This is a genomic window from Streptomyces sp. NPDC014864 (assembly GCF_043081525.1).
In the GTDB taxonomy this organism is placed as follows: domain Bacteria; phylum Actinomycetota; class Actinomycetes; order Streptomycetales; family Streptomycetaceae; genus Streptomyces.
In genome coordinates this window covers 64,073-82,064 of sequence record NZ_JBIBWT010000026.1, presented here as the reverse complement: position 1 = coordinate 82,064, position 17,992 = coordinate 64,073, and the positions used below count along the sequence as shown (strand labels likewise).

General features: G+C 70.0%; 16 protein-coding genes. 8 read left to right on the top strand and 8 right to left on the bottom strand.

The window, feature by feature from the left end; all coding sequences use genetic code 11:
* Positions 1–479: 479 nt before the first annotated feature.
* The 3 genes from ACF1A5_RS31655 (at position 480) to ACF1A5_RS31645 (ending at position 3,900) form a co-directional block, all read left to right on the top strand.
* Positions 480–2,996, top strand: coding sequence for a Helicase associated domain protein (locus tag ACF1A5_RS31655; RefSeq protein ID WP_392196298.1), 2,517 nt, complete (start codon positions 480–482; stop codon positions 2,994–2,996).
* Between the two features lie 249 nt (positions 2,997–3,245).
* Complete coding sequence (locus ACF1A5_RS31650) at positions 3,246–3,623, top strand: hypothetical protein (protein WP_392196297.1); 378 nt, start codon at positions 3,246–3,248, stop codon at positions 3,621–3,623.
* A 148-nt stretch (positions 3,624–3,771) separates the two neighbouring features.
* Complete coding sequence (locus ACF1A5_RS31645) at positions 3,772–3,900, top strand: hypothetical protein (RefSeq protein ID WP_392196296.1); 129 nt, start codon at positions 3,772–3,774, stop codon at positions 3,898–3,900.
* Positions 3,901–4,338: 438 nt separating this feature from the next.
* Here ACF1A5_RS31645 and ACF1A5_RS31640 read toward each other — a convergent pair whose 3' ends face one another.
* Both ACF1A5_RS31640 and ACF1A5_RS31635 read right to left on the bottom strand, forming a co-directional pair.
* Positions 4,339–4,701 carry a hypothetical protein gene (locus ACF1A5_RS31640; protein WP_392196295.1) on the bottom strand — a complete coding sequence of 121 codons (363 nt, stop codon included), beginning with the start codon at positions 4,699–4,701 and terminating at the stop codon, positions 4,339–4,341.
* Positions 4,702–4,740: 39 nt separating this feature from the next.
* Positions 4,741–5,361 carry a helix-turn-helix domain-containing protein gene (locus tag ACF1A5_RS31635; RefSeq protein WP_392196294.1) on the bottom strand — a complete coding sequence of 207 codons (621 nt, stop codon included), beginning with the start codon at positions 5,359–5,361 and terminating at the stop codon, positions 4,741–4,743.
* Positions 5,362–5,705: 344 nt separating this feature from the next.
* Here ACF1A5_RS31635 and ACF1A5_RS31630 point away from each other — a divergent pair, with 344 nt between their 5' ends.
* The gene (locus ACF1A5_RS31630) at positions 5,706–6,563 is read left to right on the top strand and encodes a sigma factor-like helix-turn-helix DNA-binding protein (RefSeq protein ID WP_392196293.1); all 858 of its coding nucleotides are present in this window, start codon (positions 5,706–5,708) and stop codon (positions 6,561–6,563) included.
* Between the two features lie 89 nt (positions 6,564–6,652).
* Positions 6,653–6,865: a hypothetical protein gene (locus ACF1A5_RS31625; RefSeq protein WP_392196292.1), complete on the top strand. Its 213-nt coding sequence runs from the start codon at positions 6,653–6,655 to the stop codon at positions 6,863–6,865.
* Positions 6,866–7,078: 213 nt separating this feature from the next.
* On the opposite strand, the gene ACF1A5_RS31620 is transcribed toward ACF1A5_RS31625, so the two are convergent.
* From ACF1A5_RS31620 to ACF1A5_RS31605, 4 genes are all read right to left on the bottom strand, one after another.
* Positions 7,079–7,486: a hypothetical protein gene (locus ACF1A5_RS31620; RefSeq protein WP_392196291.1), complete on the bottom strand. Its 408-nt coding sequence runs from the start codon at positions 7,484–7,486 to the stop codon at positions 7,079–7,081.
* Between the two features lie 95 nt (positions 7,487–7,581).
* Positions 7,582–9,000 (bottom strand): hypothetical protein, encoded by a 1,419-nt coding sequence (locus tag ACF1A5_RS31615; RefSeq protein WP_392196290.1) that lies wholly within the window; start codon positions 8,998–9,000, stop codon positions 7,582–7,584.
* Positions 9,001–9,446: 446 nt separating this feature from the next.
* Entirely contained in the window at positions 9,447–9,815 is a 369-nt protein-coding gene (locus tag ACF1A5_RS31610) for a helix-turn-helix domain-containing protein (protein WP_392196289.1), read from the bottom strand.
* Between the two features lie 8 nt (positions 9,816–9,823).
* Positions 9,824–10,882 (bottom strand): tyrosine-type recombinase/integrase, encoded by a 1,059-nt coding sequence (locus tag ACF1A5_RS31605; RefSeq protein WP_392196288.1) that lies wholly within the window; start codon positions 10,880–10,882, stop codon positions 9,824–9,826.
* A gap of 164 nt (positions 10,883–11,046) precedes the next feature.
* Between ACF1A5_RS31605 and ACF1A5_RS31600 the strand changes: the two genes are divergently transcribed.
* Genes ACF1A5_RS31600 through ACF1A5_RS31590 form a run of 3 tightly spaced genes read left to right on the top strand, consistent with a single transcriptional unit; the run spans position 11,047 to position 15,385 of the window.
* Positions 11,047–11,490: a TadE/TadG family type IV pilus assembly protein gene (locus tag ACF1A5_RS31600; RefSeq protein ID WP_392196287.1), complete on the top strand. Its 444-nt coding sequence runs from the start codon at positions 11,047–11,049 to the stop codon at positions 11,488–11,490.
* Complete coding sequence (locus tag ACF1A5_RS31595) at positions 11,490–11,936, top strand: TadE/TadG family type IV pilus assembly protein (RefSeq protein WP_392196286.1); 447 nt, start codon at positions 11,490–11,492, stop codon at positions 11,934–11,936. Before ACF1A5_RS31600 ends, ACF1A5_RS31595 begins: the two co-directional genes overlap by 1 nt.
* The gene (locus ACF1A5_RS31590; RefSeq protein ID WP_392196285.1) at positions 11,936–15,385 is read left to right on the top strand and encodes a hypothetical protein; all 3,450 of its coding nucleotides are present in this window, start codon (positions 11,936–11,938) and stop codon (positions 15,383–15,385) included. Before ACF1A5_RS31595 ends, ACF1A5_RS31590 begins: the two co-directional genes overlap by 1 nt.
* Before the next feature lie 133 nt (positions 15,386–15,518).
* On the opposite strand, the gene ACF1A5_RS31585 is transcribed toward ACF1A5_RS31590, so the two are convergent.
* Both ACF1A5_RS31585 and ACF1A5_RS31580 read right to left on the bottom strand, forming a co-directional pair.
* Positions 15,519–15,854 (bottom strand): hypothetical protein, encoded by a 336-nt coding sequence (locus ACF1A5_RS31585; RefSeq protein WP_392196284.1) that lies wholly within the window; start codon positions 15,852–15,854, stop codon positions 15,519–15,521.
* A gap of 170 nt (positions 15,855–16,024) precedes the next feature.
* Complete coding sequence (locus tag ACF1A5_RS31580) at positions 16,025–17,821, bottom strand: DUF2637 domain-containing protein (RefSeq protein ID WP_392196303.1); 1,797 nt, start codon at positions 17,819–17,821, stop codon at positions 16,025–16,027.
* Positions 17,822–17,992 lie beyond the last annotated feature (171 nt).

Below are 17,992 nucleotides of genomic sequence, written 5' to 3'. Positions count from 1 at the left end.
CCGCAGACACGACGCGCCGCCGCTACGCGGCGGATCCGCGCAAGCGCTGACCTGTAGCCCGGAACTCCGTTCCGGGCTACAGGTCAACTCCGTTGCCCCGTAGGGGAATCCGGCTCCGCCGGATTCCCGCCCCCTTCCGGGCCTGCTCCGCAGTCCCGGAAGGGAGTTGACGGGTGCTCCGCACCCGTCAAAGGCTGGCAGCAAGAGGGTGGGTGAGAGGGGGTCAGGGATTCGCTTCGTCACCTGGATGGTTGGCTCGGTGCGTCTCCTGACTGGGCCACAGGCCTAACCACATGTCACCATCCCGCACAACGCTGTGTGTCACTGTGAGGGGGCGGATAGATTCTGGGATGATAGCGGGGTATCTCTCTCAGTGAGCGCGAATGAGATATCCGCTGGAGGGTCCGTAAAAGCGTTCCTGTTCGGGCCTGTTGAGGGGCACTATATTCCGCCGGAAACGGCGGACTGGAGGGGACAGTATGCCGCAGATGGAGTTGCGTCCGCATCAGGTTGAGGCGGTCGATGGGGTCCTTCGGAATCTCTCCGTTCCGGTCGGTGGTCGGATGCCGCCGAAGGGGTTGAGGACGCAGGTGATCGCTGCTACCGGTTCCGGTAAAACGCTGATCGGGGTGGAGTCCGCGAACCGGCTTTCCGCTCGCCGGGTCCTGGTCCTGGTGCCCACGCTCGACCTCCTGACCCAGATGGCCCGTGCGTGGCGTCGTGGCGGGCGTAGGGGCGTGATGGTGGGGGTCTGCTCCCTGCGGGCGGAGGAGAGCGACGGTCTGCCGTGCACGACGGATCCGGAGGAACTGGTCGCCTGGACGCGGGGTCTGGAGTCGGTGACGGTGTTCGCCACGTATGCGGCCGTGGGGCTTCGGATCCTGCAGCGGGCGCATGCGGCCGGCCTGGCGGTGTGGGACCTGATGGTCGTGGACGAGGCGCACCGGACCAGCGGGGATGCGGGCAAGCCGTGGGCTGCGGTGCACGACCAGCAGCAGATCCCGGCCGTACGGCGGCTCTACATGACTGCGACAGCGCGTGTCTGGGAGGCTGAGGGTGGGGCGCCGGGGCTGGTGGCCAGTATGGATGAGGACTCTGCGGTGTTCGGGCCGGTGGCCTACAAGCTGAAGCTGTCGGAGGCAGTCCGGCTGGGGTTGGTGGCGCCGTATCAGGTGCTGTGCTTGGACATCCGCGATCCCGAGTTGCACGCGGCGCTTGGGAGCGAGGACACCGGCTCGCCGGCGGTGCGCGGTGCGCGGCTGGCGGCCGTGCAGACGGGGCTGATGCGCGCCGCGACCGTGGAGCGGTTTCGGCGGGTGCTGTCCTTTCACAGCCGGATCGGGGAGGCGGAGGCGATGGCGGCCGGCGTGCCGGCCATCGCCGCCCGGCTCGCCGAGGACGCCCCCGACACCTTCCCACCCGCCGAGCGCGTGTGGGCCAACTGGCTGTACGGCGAGCACCCGCCCCGCCACCGCCGCCAGGTCCTGGACGAATTCGCGTCAGACTTCCTTGGTGGAGGTGAAGAGTTCGAGGGCCGCGATATTCCGGCTGCTTTGCGGGTGTTGAGCTCCGTTCGTGTTCTGGGAGAAGGTGTCGATACCGCCGAATGTGATGCGGTGCTTTTCTCTGACGCGCGCGGCAGCATGGTGGATATCGTGCAGATGGTCGGGCGGGCGTTGCGTATGCAGCCGGGTGAGGGAAAGCTGGCCACTTTGATCGTGCCGGTATTCCTCGGACCCGACGAGGATGCGAATCAATTGCTCACCTCGGACACCTACGGCACCCTCGCCAAGATCCTCGGAGCCCTGCGAGCCCACGACACAGAGACCATCGAAGCCCTCGCCGACCCCCGCCTCCGCAACAGCCGCCCACGGGGCGAACACGAGGATGGCGAAGGCGAGGATGGCGAAAGCGAGTTCGCCGACGACCCGGACCAGGACACCGGGGGCGGAGAGCGGGAGCTGCGGACTGCTGCGGCAGCCGGGGTGCTGCGGTTCATGGAGGAACGCGACCCGGCAGCGCTTGCTCAGTTCGTGCGCCTGCGGGTCATCGACCCCGAACGTGTCTACTGGCGGCGCGGCATCGAAGCCGCCACGCGATGGCTGCGGGAGACCGGCAGCAGCGAGCTGCGCGTGCCCTACACGTACGTCACCCCCGAGGAGTGGCCGGCGGGCATCAGCGGCCATCCTCTGGGGGTATGGGTCGCGGATCAGCGCCACTACCACGCGGCAGGGACACTCGAGCCGGAGCGCGTGGCCGAGCTGGAGGCGCTGGGCATGGTCTGGTCGGTGCAGGACACCGCCTGGGCCGAAGGCCTGGCCGTCGCCCGCTCCTACGCGGCCGCGCACGGCGGCATGCTGCTGCCCCCGGCCACCACAGTCTGGGACGGCTACCCGATTGGGACATGGGCCAAAAACCAGCGCGCAGCCGCCCGCAAGACTCGAGAGAACGCCGAACGACGCGCCGCAGGTGAGAAGGACATCCCCTACGCCGGGGAGCTATCCCTGGGCCGCTTGGAGGCGCTGGAGGCCATCGACCCCGGCTGGTGCCCCCTCGGCTGGGACATCGCCTGGCAACGCGCCTTCCGGCTCGCCCACGCCCACGTGAAGGCCGGCGGAACCCTGCCGACGGCTGCGGGCCAGATCATCGTCCAGGGCGAGGACCTGGGGGCATGGGCCGCGGCGCAGCGGCACGGCTGGGACAAGCTCCTGCCCGCCCAGCAATGGCTCCTGGAAAGCACACTCAGGCTGGAGCCAGCAGGCGAGGACGAACGACCCGCACGCCGCTCCCAGGGTGCTGCGTGGGAGCGGAACATCGCCGCGGCCCGACAGTTCCACGCACGCGAAGGCCACCTCACCGTGCCGAGGAAGCATGTTGAAGATGTCGACGGCGAGGCGGTCGGACTGGGCCAATTCGTCAACAACACCCGCAGGCGCGCCGCGACGCTCAGTGCGCAGCGGCGTGCCGACCTCGATGAGCTCGGCATGCGCTGGTAGGGCACCCCGGTGTGCGGGTGTCGCGACTGTCGCCCCCGCCTTGGTGATCACGCCGAGAAACGAGATGGCGCCCCGAAGCGCATAGGGGAGACGGTTGGCGCCGCGTCGGCTGGCCTGCTGCAACCGGGGGACGCGGACCAGCCACGTCGTCACCGCAGCCCGGACCAGAGCAGTGATGAGGCCTGCGGCGACGCTAGGAAGCTACCGCGCGTCCCGTAAGGGCTGGTGCCCTGGGAGGATGTCCTGGTGGTGAGCACGCAGGAGTGGGAGGAGACACGTCGCCGACTGCACTTCGGGCAGCGCATTTCCGGAAGGGTGGTCCAGGTACCAAGGTCAGGCGCGATCGGCGTCTTCGTGGACATCGGACTCGTCGTCGGCGGCTTCGTCGACGTGCTGTTGCTGCCGGAAGACGCCGCTCGGTGGCCGACGGAGGGCACCGAGGCTGAGTTTGAGGTCTGGTGGGTTGATGAACGGCCCCAGGTTCGGCTGAAGCCGGTAGATCCGCGGTTCCTGCGAGAGGACTTCGACGAGTGGCTCACCCGGTGGCGACCTGGGTGGCCCCAGGAGTTTGGTCTACCAGTCCTGGCCATCGACCCGCCGCCTACAGGTCCTGACAGCGTCGGCTGAGGTAATCACCTACAGCTCAGAGCGAGGTTGTGTAGCCGGGCGATGGGTCAGCGCGCAGCGGCTCGGCTGGGAAAAGCTCCTCCCCGCCCAGCAATGGCTCCTCGAGGCCGCCCTGGGGCTCGAGCCCGCCGCGCCGGACGAGCAGCCCGTGCAGCGCACCCAGGACGACAAGTGGGCGCTCAACCTCGCCGCCGCCCGGCAGTTCCACGCCCGGGAAGGCCACCTGCGCGTACCGAGGAAGGCCATCGAACGGCTCAACGACGGCGCCGAGGTCTGACTCGGCACCTGGCTCGACAACGTCCGGCGTACAGCCGGGAAGCTGAGCCCGCAACGCCGCACCGACCTCGACCAGCTGGGCATGCGCTGGTGAGGGTAGGGGTCCAGGGTCGGATCCGTGGCGAGCGCAGTCGGCACGGACCCGGCTCTGTGCTTGCCTCACCACCCTGTCGCAGTACGTGCGATGGGCCTGGCCAGGGTAGGGCTCGCAGCGTTTCGTGCCGAACACTCCGACCTGTCCCGGCACATGCTTGGCGGGCACTTCACCGACTCCCGAGCCTTCTGGAAGGCAGTGGGCGTTGGCATGCCCGGCGACTACCAGCAGTCCCCGACCTGCCCGCACGTCGACAAGATCGGGTAAATGAAGGGGCGCATCCGCTCGCTGCTCAACCCGGCACGCCAGTGCGGACGCGGAGACGTGCGCTCGAGCCCACGTCGTTCAGACGATGGGCAGTTGCCCGAGCGGCCGCCCCTTGTGGGCCCGAGCCGTAAGGACCGCGGCCACGGCGGTGTCACTCGCGAAGGACGGTCCCGGCCAGGTGGCCGGGACCGGTGCCGGCTCAAGCTGGATGCCGGTGCCGAACGACCGGGCCGCGTCGAAGAGGGTCTGCAACGTGTGGACGCTGGCCAGGTCGAGCGCGCCGATGAAGGTGCTCCACGTCTGGGTGGCAGGGTCGTAGGCGGACACCTCGCGCAGCGCGGCCAGCTGCTCCTGCCAGCGGGTGTCGTCGGCGCGCGCCGCCCAGATCGTGAGGTGGAGCAGCCAGCGGTCGTTCGGGCGCAGGGTCGGTAAGGAGGTCATGTTCCGACCGTAGAGCGCGCCGCTGACATCGAGCGGCGGTCAGTTCTGTGTGGTGCGCTTGCTGAGGATGTCGTTGGCCTGCCAGGCCAGCCGGTAGGCGAGGATGACGATCTGCAGGAGTTCCGGGGTGGACGGGATTTCGGGGGGTCGGATGTTCGCCCCGACGTGGTGGTAGTGGACGACGTTGGCGACCGCGGCGGCGCCGGCGGGGAGGCGTCCGTCCTCTTCGGCGCGGCGGAAGGTATCGACGATGTGCGACGACCACATGCCAGGGATGGCGTTGTAGAAGGCGTGGGAGATCTGTCCGGCGGTCAGCCGGAGTACCTCCCAGCTGGAGGCGATGGCCTTCGCGGGATCGTTGGCGGCTGCTGCGCAGGCGTCGACAAAGCTTATGCCCGTGGCCAGTTCGGGGATGTCCGAACGCACGAAGGTCAGCCAGTCCGGCGTCGCCTGGGCGGTGACGGGTCCGCGGGCCTTGACCCACAGCTCGCGCACCTCGTCCTGGTCCGCGCCGAGGACTGTGGCGAGCGCCTCGGTGACCGCCCAGGTGGGCAGGCGCCGTCCGGCGAGGGCCTCGCTGATCGTGCTCTTGCCGTAGCCGGTCCGCTTGGGCGAGTTCCCGCCGGGACGGCGCCCCGGCCTGGGCGTGCAGACGTGCAAGGTGGCGGGAGAAGTCCTCAACTGCGGTCACTCGGGCCTCCGATGACGCTGTGCGGTCGTGCGCGCCCAGCGTAGGAGGGGGTCGACCACGTTGTCCGGCGGTGTCCGGAGGCCGTCCGGACGCCGCCGGACTGCGGCCGAAGTGCTGTCCGGACACCGTCCGGACAGGGTTCCGTGGGTGCCGAAACGCTCTGAATTAGCCCAGCTGAGAGGGCGATTAGAGCGCGCCCACAAACTTTTTTCGAGCAAACCTAATGCTTTTCGTCACCGCCTTGCATACAGCAGAGCGTCAGGTCTTACAACCAGCATCTGCGCGAGCACGGCGGCGAGACACAAGGAAGAGTATGCGCTCTAACAGTACGGGGGGTCCGGAGACCCAGTCCCGGACCAGCACGGGCAGCACCACCGAGGAGCTGCCGGAGGCGATCCAGTGCGACGTCGACCGCGTGAAGGACCTCGTCGACACCGGCTTCACCGGGCGCCTGTGGCAGCAGACGGCCGACGAGCTCTTCGGCTACGCCTTCAGGCCGCTGATGGTCGCGATGCGGCACACCCACAAGCTCGCGGCGCTGACCGCGAAGTCCAAGACGCCGCTGAAGATGAGCGACGAGGAGCGCTCCGCCCTGCACCGCAACTCCGCGGACCGCGAGGACCTTGCCGTGCGCACGATCTACGTCGCGCTGGAGACCTTCCCGGAGCTCCTCAAGCGGGGCGGGTACGCACCATCCGCGCACCGCGGCAAGAACGGCCGGCCGACGAAGCTCACCTCGTTCTTCTACGGCCGCTGCGGGCTGGTCTTCCCCCGCGTCTTCTACACCTGGCGAGACGAGCGCGAGGACCGCTTCGAGCGGCACGCGCGGCGCATGCCCGACGAGATGCTCGCCCGCGTGCTGGGCCTGGACGGCCCCGAGCTGGCGGACGCGGGTGTCGCCCAGCTGTGCGACACCCTCACCGGCATGATCACCAAGCTGAAGCCGCGCGACCGGGCCGTGTGGCTGATGACCCTGGACGGCCTGTCCAGGAGCGAGATAGCCGACGAGCTCGGCATCAAGATCGGCGACGTGGAGAACGCCCGCTACGCCTTCCGCATCAAGGTCAAGAACCGGCGCAAGACCGGCGAGCTGCATATCCCGCCGGAGATCGAACTGGAGTGGGCGCGCGCGAAGGCCGCGGAGAAGAACTCGAGGGGGGCGGCCCGATGAGCACGCCCGCACAGTCGTCGCCGCGCGCCAGAGTCCGCCGCGCGGCGGTCGGAGTCCTCAGTGGAGGCGCTGTCCTCACGGCCTTGGAGATGGCCAAGGCCCCTTGGGAGGCCGTGGTCGCCGCCGTGGTCGGGACGCTCGTGGTGTCCCTCGTCCTCGGCCTGGCCCAGATCGTCATGCCGGAGGAGTCCGAGCACAAGCGTGACCTGCTGCTCGCGTGGATTCGCCACCTCGAGCGCCGGGCCAAGGCTCAGGAGCCTCGGCCCGCGCGATTCAACAGCAAAACGAGGGCCCGCCGGTGACCGGCGGACCCGGATACGGTGACGTCTTCGTGCTCATCACTGCGATCGCCCAGCAGGTGCGCGTGTGCACCTGGTTCGCCAGGCGGTACGACCGAGCGGCGGCGCGCGACCCGGCCGCGCCGGGGCCTTGTGTCGGCGTCCCCGTGGTGCACTGCGACCGAGTCGACGCGGGCGGTGGCGGACCGCCGTTGCCCATCGCCGTTTCCGTCCCCACTAACCGGCACCGGGGCGACCGGTCACCCGACCAGTGGCGCCCTCAACGGGTCGCGCTGCGCGACCGCGCGCCACGAACAGGAGGAGCGCCAGGGCTGGCAGGTCCAGCTGCTCGTCGTAGCCCTTCGTCCAGAAATTCGCCGGGATCTGCAGGAAGAGGTTCTCCTCCGTGTCGCCGCGGGGGGGGCGGTCGTACGGCTTCCCACTGCCGTCCTCACGCAGGAGGGGGAGGGTGATCTTGATTCCGGTGCAGTGGCAGGTGATCAGCTGGCGCTGCTCGAGGCGGCGCGGGTGCGCCAGGCGCCGGTGCGGGCGGACTGCTCGGCCGCAGTCTCCGCGATGTCCATCATCCGGGCCCACACCGCGCTGTCGTGCGTGGTCGACCAGCCACTCGTTCCGCTGCTGCACGCCAGCCTGGGACGAAGCCGTGTGCGATGGCGCGGGCAGGGCGAGCAATGGGATCCCACGTTGCAGCGTCAGCCGTCGATCCTGGCTTTAAGTGGTCACGTCGGGTCTGCTCGCGGGAGAACGGTCGCGGGGGACGGAGAGGATGTCGGCAGCTTGTGGGCGGCTGCGGCAGCCGCATCCGTGTAGGGGCGGGTGTAGCGGGCAGCGGCGTCGAAACTCAGCCCGAACAGCTCGCAGGTCATCCGCGTGTCCCCGGCCGCCAGGGCCTCGTCGACAATGCGATCCGCGCGCAGCAGATGGCTGGAGGACGGGTACCTGCGGTACAGCCAGGGTCGACTGGCCGGGGTGGTGGTTGCTGCGCTGCGGTGGGTGAGGAAGAGGTGGAGGTTGGCGGTGCGTGGCCACGTCGCAGTGCGGTGGGTGAGGTAGGCGGACAGGCGGGCCTGGACGGGTTCGGCGAGCAGGACGGTGCGTTTGGGCAGGTGTAGGCGGCCCTGGTCGAGGTCCAGGTCGGTGAGGGTGAGGCGGCGGATCTCCTGCAGGCGCAGGGCGTGGAAGGCGAGCAGGGCGGTGATGACAGCGCGGGCGGGATCGGGCGAGGTGAGTGCCTCACGGATCGGGGCGAGGTCGGCCGGCAACGGGAGGGGGCGGTGGTGGCTGCCGACCCGCAGGTGATGGGCCGGGTTGCGGGGCGCGTCGTGGTGGGTGTGCAGGAAGGCGAAGACGGTGCGCAGCGCGGAGGCGGTGTTGATGTAGTTGCTGCCGGTGAGGTGGCAGGCGGCCAGGTGGTGGTGGAGCGCCATGGCGGTGACGTGGGTGAGGTCGTTGATGCCGGCGGCGGCGAGGCGGGTGAGGACCGGTAAGGCAAAGTTCAGATGCTGGCGCATGGTGATCGGAGAGCGGGCTCGTACGCGGGGCGGTTCGGTGCGGCCGTGCAGGCGGGTGGTGAACCAGTCGGCGATCTGGCTGTGCATCGGCTCGGGTAGGGCGGCAGTGGTGCGGGCGAACCAGGCTTCGATGGTGGCGGAGAGGTCGTCTCCGAGGAAGCGGTAGTCGGTCAGGAATTCGCGTAGCAGGCGGGCTCCCAGGTCCTTGCCCGAGAGCTGCTGCAGCAAACCGGCCGGCACCGGGCCACCGGGGGTGTTCTGCACTGCCAACAGGATCCGCAGGCCCTGGCGGCAGCGGACCAGGGTGGTATGCGACCAGCCGCGGGATCGGCCCCAGGTGGTCAGTTCCCGCTCCAGCCAGCCCGACAACACCGGATCTTGTGGGACACCGCCCGAGGCAGTGAGCATACGCGGCGTCGCCGGCTCGAAGAGTGTCAGTTGCCGGTGGGTGAACGGCACCAGCGGCGCACCGGTCGGTGTCGCGGGCGGAGGGCGGGTGGGCTTGCGTTCCTGGGCGCGGGTGTTGGCGAAGGACAGTTGGACCCAGCCGCAGGCGAGGGCGTCTTCGTAGGAGGCGTGGCAGTCGCCCGTCGCACGACGCAGCCGGAGGCGCTGCACCCAGCACATCCGGCACACCCGGTCATGGTTGAGCGCGACCGTGCGCCGACACCAAGTGCACGGTCCGCCCGGGCCGGTGCGGGTGAACTTGCGATGCCAGGACAGACAGCCCCAGCACCGCCACTTCGACGTAGCGCTGACACCCCAGGCGTAGCAGTCCGGGCAAGCGTCGCGGCGGTCCGGTGAGAAGGGGTGGCAGCCGGTGCACAGGCCCTGATGGTAGAAGAACCCCACCCGGCCGCACACCAGGCAGGGCGGCGGGCTGTGCGGGCCGCCGGGCAGGCAGAGGAAACAGACATCGACCCGCGGCCGGGTGAACGCCACCGGCCGCAGCCCGCATGCCGCACACACCGGCGGCCGGCCCCGCCTCCGTACGAACTCCCGTACCTGCTCCGGCTCCTGGCCCTGTATCCCCATCACGTCGGCATACGCGGGCTGAGCGGGCCACAGGGCCGTCACACCGGTGGCCGTGAGGGCCGCACATGCCCGACCGGCTGTGGCGCTGTCCGACCGATGCCCCACGACCACGCCTCGCCGGGCGGAGGAACCGTCGCTGCCGCCGACGGCTGTGGCGGCGCAGGATCCAGGACGAGCAGACCGGCCGCGTCGCAGCCCAGCACCCGGCAGATCACCTGCAGGTCATCCAACCGTACCGACACCGGCGCCACCGTCGTCGACCACAGGGCCGACATCTTCCCCGCGCTGATGTCCAGTCCGGCGCCCGCCAGCAGTCGACGCATCTCAACCGCCTTGAACACCCCCCGCTCGGCCGCCCGCAGGCGCAGCTCCCACCGCATCCGCCCGCCCTCTCCTTCAACGCTCAAGTCCCCCGTCACTGCGCACCAGCAGGTGTGTCCGCAGGGCCGAGCAGACGCCCCGCCACCCGGGTGTTCGCCTGCTGCCAGCACCACTCGATCCGCTCGGCCGGCACATGGACATACCGGGCCGTCGTCGACAGCCACGTGTGTCCCAGCAACGCCCCGATCGCCTCCAGGTCCATCCCCTGGCGGTAGAGGTGGGAGGCGCAGAAGTGCCGCAGCGGATGCGGCGTCAACCGGCCGGCCCAGGCCGGCAGCCACCGTTCGACCGCCTGCGCAAGGCCCTGGCGCAAGGTCACCGCACAGGCCGGACGCAAACCGCCACCGGCGGTGGTGTGAAAGCGGCTGGGCAGCAACGCCGCACGCCCGCCGGCCAGTTCGTCACCGAACTGCCAGCGCACCTGCGACAACCACCACGCCAGCAGCCGGTCCACCCCGTCGATCGCCGGCACCAGCCGCGGCCGGGGCCCACTCCCCTTCGCGCCCTTACCGCAGCGCACGTGCAGCATCCCGCGGGTGCCCGCATGCGGATACCAGTCCCCCACCTCCAGGCCGACCGTCTCGTTGATCCGCAGGCCCACACGCCGCCACAGCGACGCCGCCACATAATCCCGCGCCGCCACCAAGAACCCCCTCCCCCGCACACCAGGCAGATGAGAACGCCAAGCCGTGAAAAGGATCTCGATCTCCCGCACCGAAGGCGGCATCCGCACCCCTACCCGGGTCAGACGGCGCGGCCGGTTGAACTCATCGACCGGCTGCACCACCGGCCGGCCCGTGACGTCCTCAACGTCCCGCCCATGCCGGGCCTGGACGAAAACATAGAAACGCAGCACCGCGTGAGCCATCTGCCCCCGGGTCTGTGTCCCCGCACCCCGAACCCGGGCAGCCGCCAGCCAGCCATCCACATCCGCAGGCGACACCGCCCACACCGGACACCCGGCAAAAACCAGCAGCTCACGCACCCACGCCCGCTGCTGCCCCACCCACCGATCCGTCACCCCACGAGCCGCCAATGCCAGCACAAACTCATCCACCCACTCCGCCCCACCCGCCCACAGCTCAGCACTCACCCACCCAGCCTGAAACCCCACCACCCCAAAAACCGAAGAAAGTTCACCAATACCGAAAACTCGACCACCTCACCGACCCGGGAGACACCACCCCTGACCAGCAACGACCATCCACGCCCGAACCTGGCCTATCAGGTAGCGGGGGTGTGATTCACGTGCGAGACATGGCCCGCCTGGCTCACAGGCTTCGCAGCGACGAGGGCAGTGCCGCGATCGAGGCGGCCGTCATCCTCCCGTCGCTGATCATGTTCCTGTGCCTGGCGATCGCCGGCGGCCGGATCGTCACGTCCGGCGCGAAGATCGACTCTGCGGCTGAGGATGCGGCACGGGAGGCATCCATTCACCGCACGGCGGCGGCCGCCCAAGGGGCCGCGCAGTCGGCAGCCGCCCAGTCCCTGGACGACCAGGGCATCACGTGCGCCTCGACGTCCGTCCGCGTCAACACCGGCGGCCTGAGTGTGCCGGTAGGGCAGGTCGGCACGGTCACCGTGACCGTGACCTGCACGGTCAATCTGTCGGATCTGCTGCTGCCGGGCGTGCCGGGGGCCAAGACGCTCACGTCGACGGCGACCTCGGTAGTGGACCAGTACAGACAGCGAGGGGACTGATGATCTTGCGTCGTATACGGCAGGCTGGCTGTGACGACCGGGGCGGCGTCACCGTGTTCGTCGCCGTGTGCGTGTTCGCGCTGATCGGGATCATCGGCGTCGCCGTGGACGGCGGCAGCAAGATGCGCGCCACCGAACGCGCCGACTACATCGCCGGCGAGGCCGCCCGCGCCGGCGGACAGGCCATCGACCCCGCCGACGCCATCAACGGCACCGCGATCACCGTCGATCCCCAAGCCGCGGCGGCCGCGGCGCAGGCCTACCTGAGCTCCGCCGACGCCACCGGCACGGTCAGCGTGTCCGGCGACGGCAAGACACTCAACGTCACTGTCACCGGCTCGTACGACACGAAGTTCCTGTCGGTGGTCGGGATCGGCTCTCTGTCGGTGACCGGCCATGGCAAGGCCACCCTCCTGCACGGCGTCACCGCTCCCGAAGGAAACTGATGCGCACCACCACCCGCTCCCCCGCCGCAGCGGTGGGCCGCACCCTGGCCCGGGTGCTCAAGGCCGTGATGAGCCTGTTCGTCCTGGCTGCCGCGGTCGCCGGGCTGCCGCTGCTGCTGGCCTGGGCTACCCCGGTCATCTGGGCTGCCACCCATGACGACCTCACCCACCTGCTGGACCGGCAGGACACGGGCAGTGTCTTTCTGCTGTTGCTCGTCGCGGTGGGCTGGATCGGGTGGGCGCAGTTCGGCTTCTGCGCGGTACGCGAGCTCATCGCGCAGCTGCGCAGCCGGACGTGGCACGTCCCGCGGGGGATGGGTGCTTCGCAGCGCGCCGCGGCCCTGCTGATCGGCAGCATCCTGGTGCTGCTGCCCACGAGTTCGGCCCTGGCCTCCGACGCGCAGGCCGCACCGGCCCCCACGGCGGGACGCGTGGCGGGTCAGACGGTCCAAGCCCCGCAGTCAGCCGCCCAAGCCGACCAGGCCTCACCCGCATCCTCCGCAAGCACGCCGACGTCACGTACGTACACGGTGCGCGAGACGCGGCCGGCGGAGAGTCTGTGGGGCATCGCCGAGCGGGAACTGGGGGACGGCGAGCGGTGGCGGGAGATCGCGACCCTGAACGAAGGCCGCGTCATGCCCGATGGGCAGGTCTTCCGCGCGAACAGCTTTCTGCAGCCCGGCTGGCAGCTTCAGATGCCCGACACCAGCGCCGTTGCAGGCGGCGTCCGTACGCAGCTGGGCGACGGACCTGCGGCTTCCTCCGGGGATGGTGAGCATGTCGTCACGGTCCACTCGGGCGACTACTTGTCGAAGATCGCGGAGGAGGAACTCGGCGACGGCGACCAGCGGCCCGAGCTGTTCAAGGCCAGCAAGGACAAGCCGCAGCCGCACGGCCTGCCCGAGATCACCAACCCGAACATGATCTATGCGGGGCAGCAGGTTACCGTGCCCGGCGCCCAGCCCGAACAGCCCGCTCCGCCGCAAGGCGGCGACGACGGCGATGCGGCGGGCAGCCAGGACAGCACTCCCCCTCCAGCGAAGACGCCCGGCGCCGAACAGCCGCCGGGCAATGACGGCGGGGATGCGCCAACTGCAGGCCAGAGCACGGCGCCCGCTCCCACGTCATCAGCTCCCAGCGCAACGAGCAGCCGTCCCGCCGAGCAGCCCGGGCAGGCACAGGGCTCGCCCTCCGCCGCCCCGTCTGCGACGCCGCAGCCCAGCAGCAGCGCGTCCTCTGCCGCCTCTCCGTCGGCGTCGGCCGAGGCGTCCAGTTCCGCCGCCTCCTCCCCCGCCGCCACCGGATCCGAGACGCCGGCGTCGGCTCCGTCCGACGGTCCGCTGAACCTGCGCACCGTCCTGGGAGCCGGTGCGCTGCTGGCCGCCGCCATCACCGGCGCGCTCGCCCTGCGCAGGACGCTGCAGCGCCGCCGCCGCAAACCCGGCGAGAAGATCGCCATCGCGGCGGAAACCTCCCCGGCCGAGGCCCAGTTGGCGGCGGCCGCCGAACCAGGCGGCACCGCCCGCCTGGACGTGGCCCTGCGGACCCTGGCCCACCAGTTGGCCCAGGAGGAAGATGCGGTCCTGCCGCCGGTGCGGGCCGCACGTATCGGTGCCCGCACGGTGGAGGTGCTGCCCGAGGACCCCGCCCAGGAACCCGTGGCGCCCTTCGCTGCCGGGCGGGGCGGCTGGTGGACCCTGCCCGCTGAGGCCCCCCTCCTGGACGAAGAGGCCGCCCGCGAGGTGCCGGCACCGTATCCGGGACTGGTCACGATCGGCAGCACCGCGGGAGGCGACCTGCTGCTGCTCAACCTCGCCCGGCTGCCCGCAGTTCTGCTCGACGGCAATCCGGTCCACATCACCGAGGTGTGCACCTCGCTCGCCCTGGAACTCGGGATGAGCCCGTGGGCCAGCGAAGTCGAGGTCGTGACGGTGGGATTCGGCGAGGACCTGCCAAAGCTGCTGCCCACGGCGCGGATCGCCCACATGCGGCAGGTCGCGCACGCGCTGCGCGACCTGAGCGAACGGCTGCTGGAAGCACATCAGATGCCCGAGACCAGCCACCAGCCCTACCTGGTGCTGTGCGCGGCGGCCCTGGACTCGGACACCGCCTGGAAGTTCGCCGACGTCATCGACAAGGCCGGGACAGTCCCCGTCACTCTGGTCGCGCCGGCCAGCACGGCGGCCGCGCACTTCCCGGAGGCGGAGATCCTCAACGCCTCGGTCAGCGACCTGCAGCCTCTCGACGCCGCCGGCACCGACATCACGGTGCAGCGCCTGGAGCATGCTTCGTACCTTCAGATCACCACCGCGCTGCGGGTGTCCGCGCAGCCGGCGCACCCGGCCGAGGGGCCGTGGCAGGACGTCCCGGACGAGCCCGTCTGGCAGGAGCCCGCGCCGGAGGAGTTCACCGGATCCGCGCTCGATACCGGCCCCGGCACGACCCCTTCGTCGGCATCGGGCGCGGACGTGGGCGGCGAGGTCTTCCCTGCCCTGCTCGCCGCGACCACGGATCCGTCCGGGCTGCGTCTCCTGCCCGCCGCCACGCCCACGCCTCAGGCCGAGGAGGAACGCGAGTCGGGCACCGATGCGCCCCTTGCCCCGGCCGTCGAGGGTTCGGAAGACGGGGACGCTGCCGCCGAGCAGGCCGCCGTGGCGGGACCGCTGCCGGAGGCAGACGAGTGCGAGACGCATGACCTGCATGCCCCGGAGATCCGGGTGCTGGGCCCCGTCGAGGTCGACGGTGTGGACAGCACCGGCCACGGCCCGCGGATGGCGCAGCTCGCGGCGTTGTTGTTTTTCCGGCCCGGGCGGAGCGCCGATGTCTTGTGCGCCGACATGGATCCCGTCAACCCCTGGTCGACGAGCACCCTCAACGCGCGGATGCAGGGCCTGCGCAGTTCCCTGGGCAGCGACTCCTCCGGCAGCCTCTACGTGCCGCGCCGCAAGGCGGGCGAGGACCCCTATCGGCTCGCGGCCGGCGTGCGATGTGACTGGACGCGTTTCCTGCAGCTCGTCGAGCGCGCGCTGCCACTGGGCCCGGCCGGCCTGAGTGATCTGGAGAAGGCGCTCACTCTGGTGAGGGGAAGGCCGTTCGGCGGCAAGCCGCTGCCCTGGGCCGAGCCTTATCAGCAGGAGATGGTCACGCGGATCATCGACGTGGCGCACACCGTGGCCACTTACCGCACGCCTGCGGGCCCGCACCACGACCTCAGCGCGGCCCGCCAGGCGGTCGCGACCGCGCTCGATGTCGACGATACGGCGGAGCTGATGTATCGGGACTGGCTTCGGATTGAGAGTGCGGCCGGGAACCGGCAGGGGCTGCACACCGCCATCACCCGCGTCCAGCAGGTCAACCGGGCGCTGGACTGCTCCCTGGAGTTGGAGACCGAGCAGCTCATCAACGAGCTCCTCAACGGCTCGGGCTCGGCGGTGCGCAAGGCGCTGTAGGGGTGGTGCGCAGGCCTGCGTGGTGCGCGCTACTGGCTGGGGGCAACGTCCCGGGCCGCGTAGGCGAGCAGTTCGCTCAGGGCCGCCTCGTGGGACGCGGGCGGCCGGCTACGCCACTCCCCCAGTGTTTCCCTCACGGTCTGCGCAACCGCGTGCGCGTGCTGGGCCAGGCCGTCGTCCGGGGCGGCCGCTCCCCCATCCTGAGCACGTCCGTGACGATGACTGGCCCGTGTAGTGGGTAAAGGGCGATGCCTCGCCAGGCGCTCGCCAGGGCCCATGCGGTGGTGTTCTGCGTGAGCCGGGTCGCGCGTCCGTCTCCGTGGATGTGCAGGAGGGCTCGTCGGTAGTACGCGCCTTGATGAACAGCGTGGGTCGTTCTGATGTGGTCCTGGATCGCGAAGTGCGCATCGGCCGCGGGCAGGTCGAGTTCCGTGACAGTGGTGTCGGGGGCAATGCGCAGGGCACGCATGGTTCCTACTGTTTCGGTGGCGGGTGCGCAGTACGCAGACCGCTTGCGCCCTGGCTGCGCAATCGGCGCCGCGGCTGCGCAATGCTGGGATGACCTGCGGCTTTTCCTTGACTGCGCAGCCGTTGGCGCTGACTGGCTTGGTGTGGCACAGCGACGAGCAGGGCGCGGCCTTACTGCTGTGGCTGCGCGTGGTGAAGGGTAAGCGCCTGCCAGCGGCGTTCGAAGGCGATGGCCTGCTCGGCGATGTAGTCGGTGGTGAGGGGCTTGTTGTGCTGCGCGGTGATCCCGTGGGCTGCGCACTGCTGCGCAACGGCCTCGAGCGACGGGGTTTCGTTGCGCACCCGCTCTTTCGCCCAGAAGTTGTAGACGCGGAACGGCAAGAGGTAGCGGCGCAGGGTGGACGGGCTGACCGGCTTTCCACCGCGACCGGTCATGCCCTTCTCGCTGGCGAGGTAGGTAGAGAGTTGCTCGGCCTTGGGTTCCTCGCCGTGCTCGGTCTGGTACTCGGTCCAGGCAAGGTAGTAGCGGTCGACGGTGGTGAGCGCGGCGGGCTCCCCGGTCGCGTCGTCCTGGCCCGGCGGCTCGTCGATGGGGGCGTTCACCCGCGGACTGCGCGTTTCCTTGGCGGGGTGTGCGCCTGCGCCGGCCGGTGTCTCCTCAGACTCGTCCTCGTTCGGGACGGACTCATCGGTGGGCGCCTGCGCGGCGGGCCCGGCGGCTTTTTCGTCAGCGGCCGGCTCCGTCTCATCGAACTCGCGATGGCGGAAGGTGGAGACGAAGTACTCCAGGTCTGCGCCCGCGATGGGCTGGCCGTTGCCGCCGGTGATCTGATCCCGCTCGTAGACGTACGTGGCGAGGGCGGCGGCGTCGGGGTAGGCCCTGTGCTCCTGCGCGTACGCGAGCCAGGCATTGTAGAAGTAGTCACCCCATTCGTCGTCAGCGTCGTGCGGGCCTTGGGGTTCGGTCCCGTCCTCAGCCGAGGACGTGTGCCGCTGCCTGAGGAGCTGCAGCAGGGGTTCGAGTTGCGCGTCGGACAGTGACCCGCCGGCCGCGGTGGCGATGCCGTACTGGTCTTGGAGCCACATGGCGAACTGCGCGCTGGTGGGCTCGAATTCGAAGGCGGTCATCCAGTCCTGATAGGCGTTGGCGAGGTCTTGGGCGTTCCCTTCGTCCGCAAGGTCGTGCGGCTGCTCAGGGGTTGCTGTTCGAGGCTGCTCCACCGGCTGGGGGTGCGCGCGGTGTACCTGGGCCAGTTCCTTCTCCTGTTCCACTGCGGCCTCGAGTTCGAGGCTCTGCCGCTGGGCCGGTACCGGGGTCCGCTCGACGGTGAACTGGATCGGGGGCTCGTCAATGCCCGCGGCCGCCAGGCCCGCGCCGGCCGTCTCCGCCAGCGGAACGCCGTAGCGGGCCAGCCGCAGCGGCATCAGGGACTCCACCGGAGCCTTCCGCCGCCAGGTCCGGCCGAAGCGCGAACGCAGCCGCGCCTGGTAGACCAGGCGCTCCTGCTCCAGCTTGATGACCTGCTCGTAGGAGCGCAGCTCCCACAGCTTCATACGACGCCACAGCAGGAAGGTCGGGAGCGGCGAGAGCACCCAGCGGGTGAGCCGGACGCCCTCCATGTGCTTGTCGGCGGTGATGTCCGCGATCCGCCCGATCGCGTGCCGGGCCGCCTCCACCGACACCACGAACAGGATCGGGATCACCGCGTGCATGCCAACGCCCAGCGGGTCGGGCCACGCGGCGGCGCCGTTGAACGCGATCGTCGCCGCCGTCAGCAGCCACGCCGTCTGCCGCAGCAGCGGGAAAGGGATGCGGATCCAGGTCAGCAGCAGATCAAGGGCGAGCAGGACGCAGATGCCCGCGTCGATGCCCACCGGCAGGACGTAACTGAAGTTCCCGAAGCCCTTTTTGAAGGCGAGTTCGCGGACGGCCGCGTACGAACCGGCGAACCCGATCCCGGCAATCATCACGGCACCAGCCACGACCACACCGATGAGAACACGGTGAGCACGGCCGAGCTCTGCTGGGGCTCTCCTGGATCCCCCGGACACCTGGCTCCTTCCTTGGTTCATGGGTGATCTGCAGTCACACTCTCACGACCCGTTACGCAACGGCAGCCGATCCTGCGGGCCAGGCAA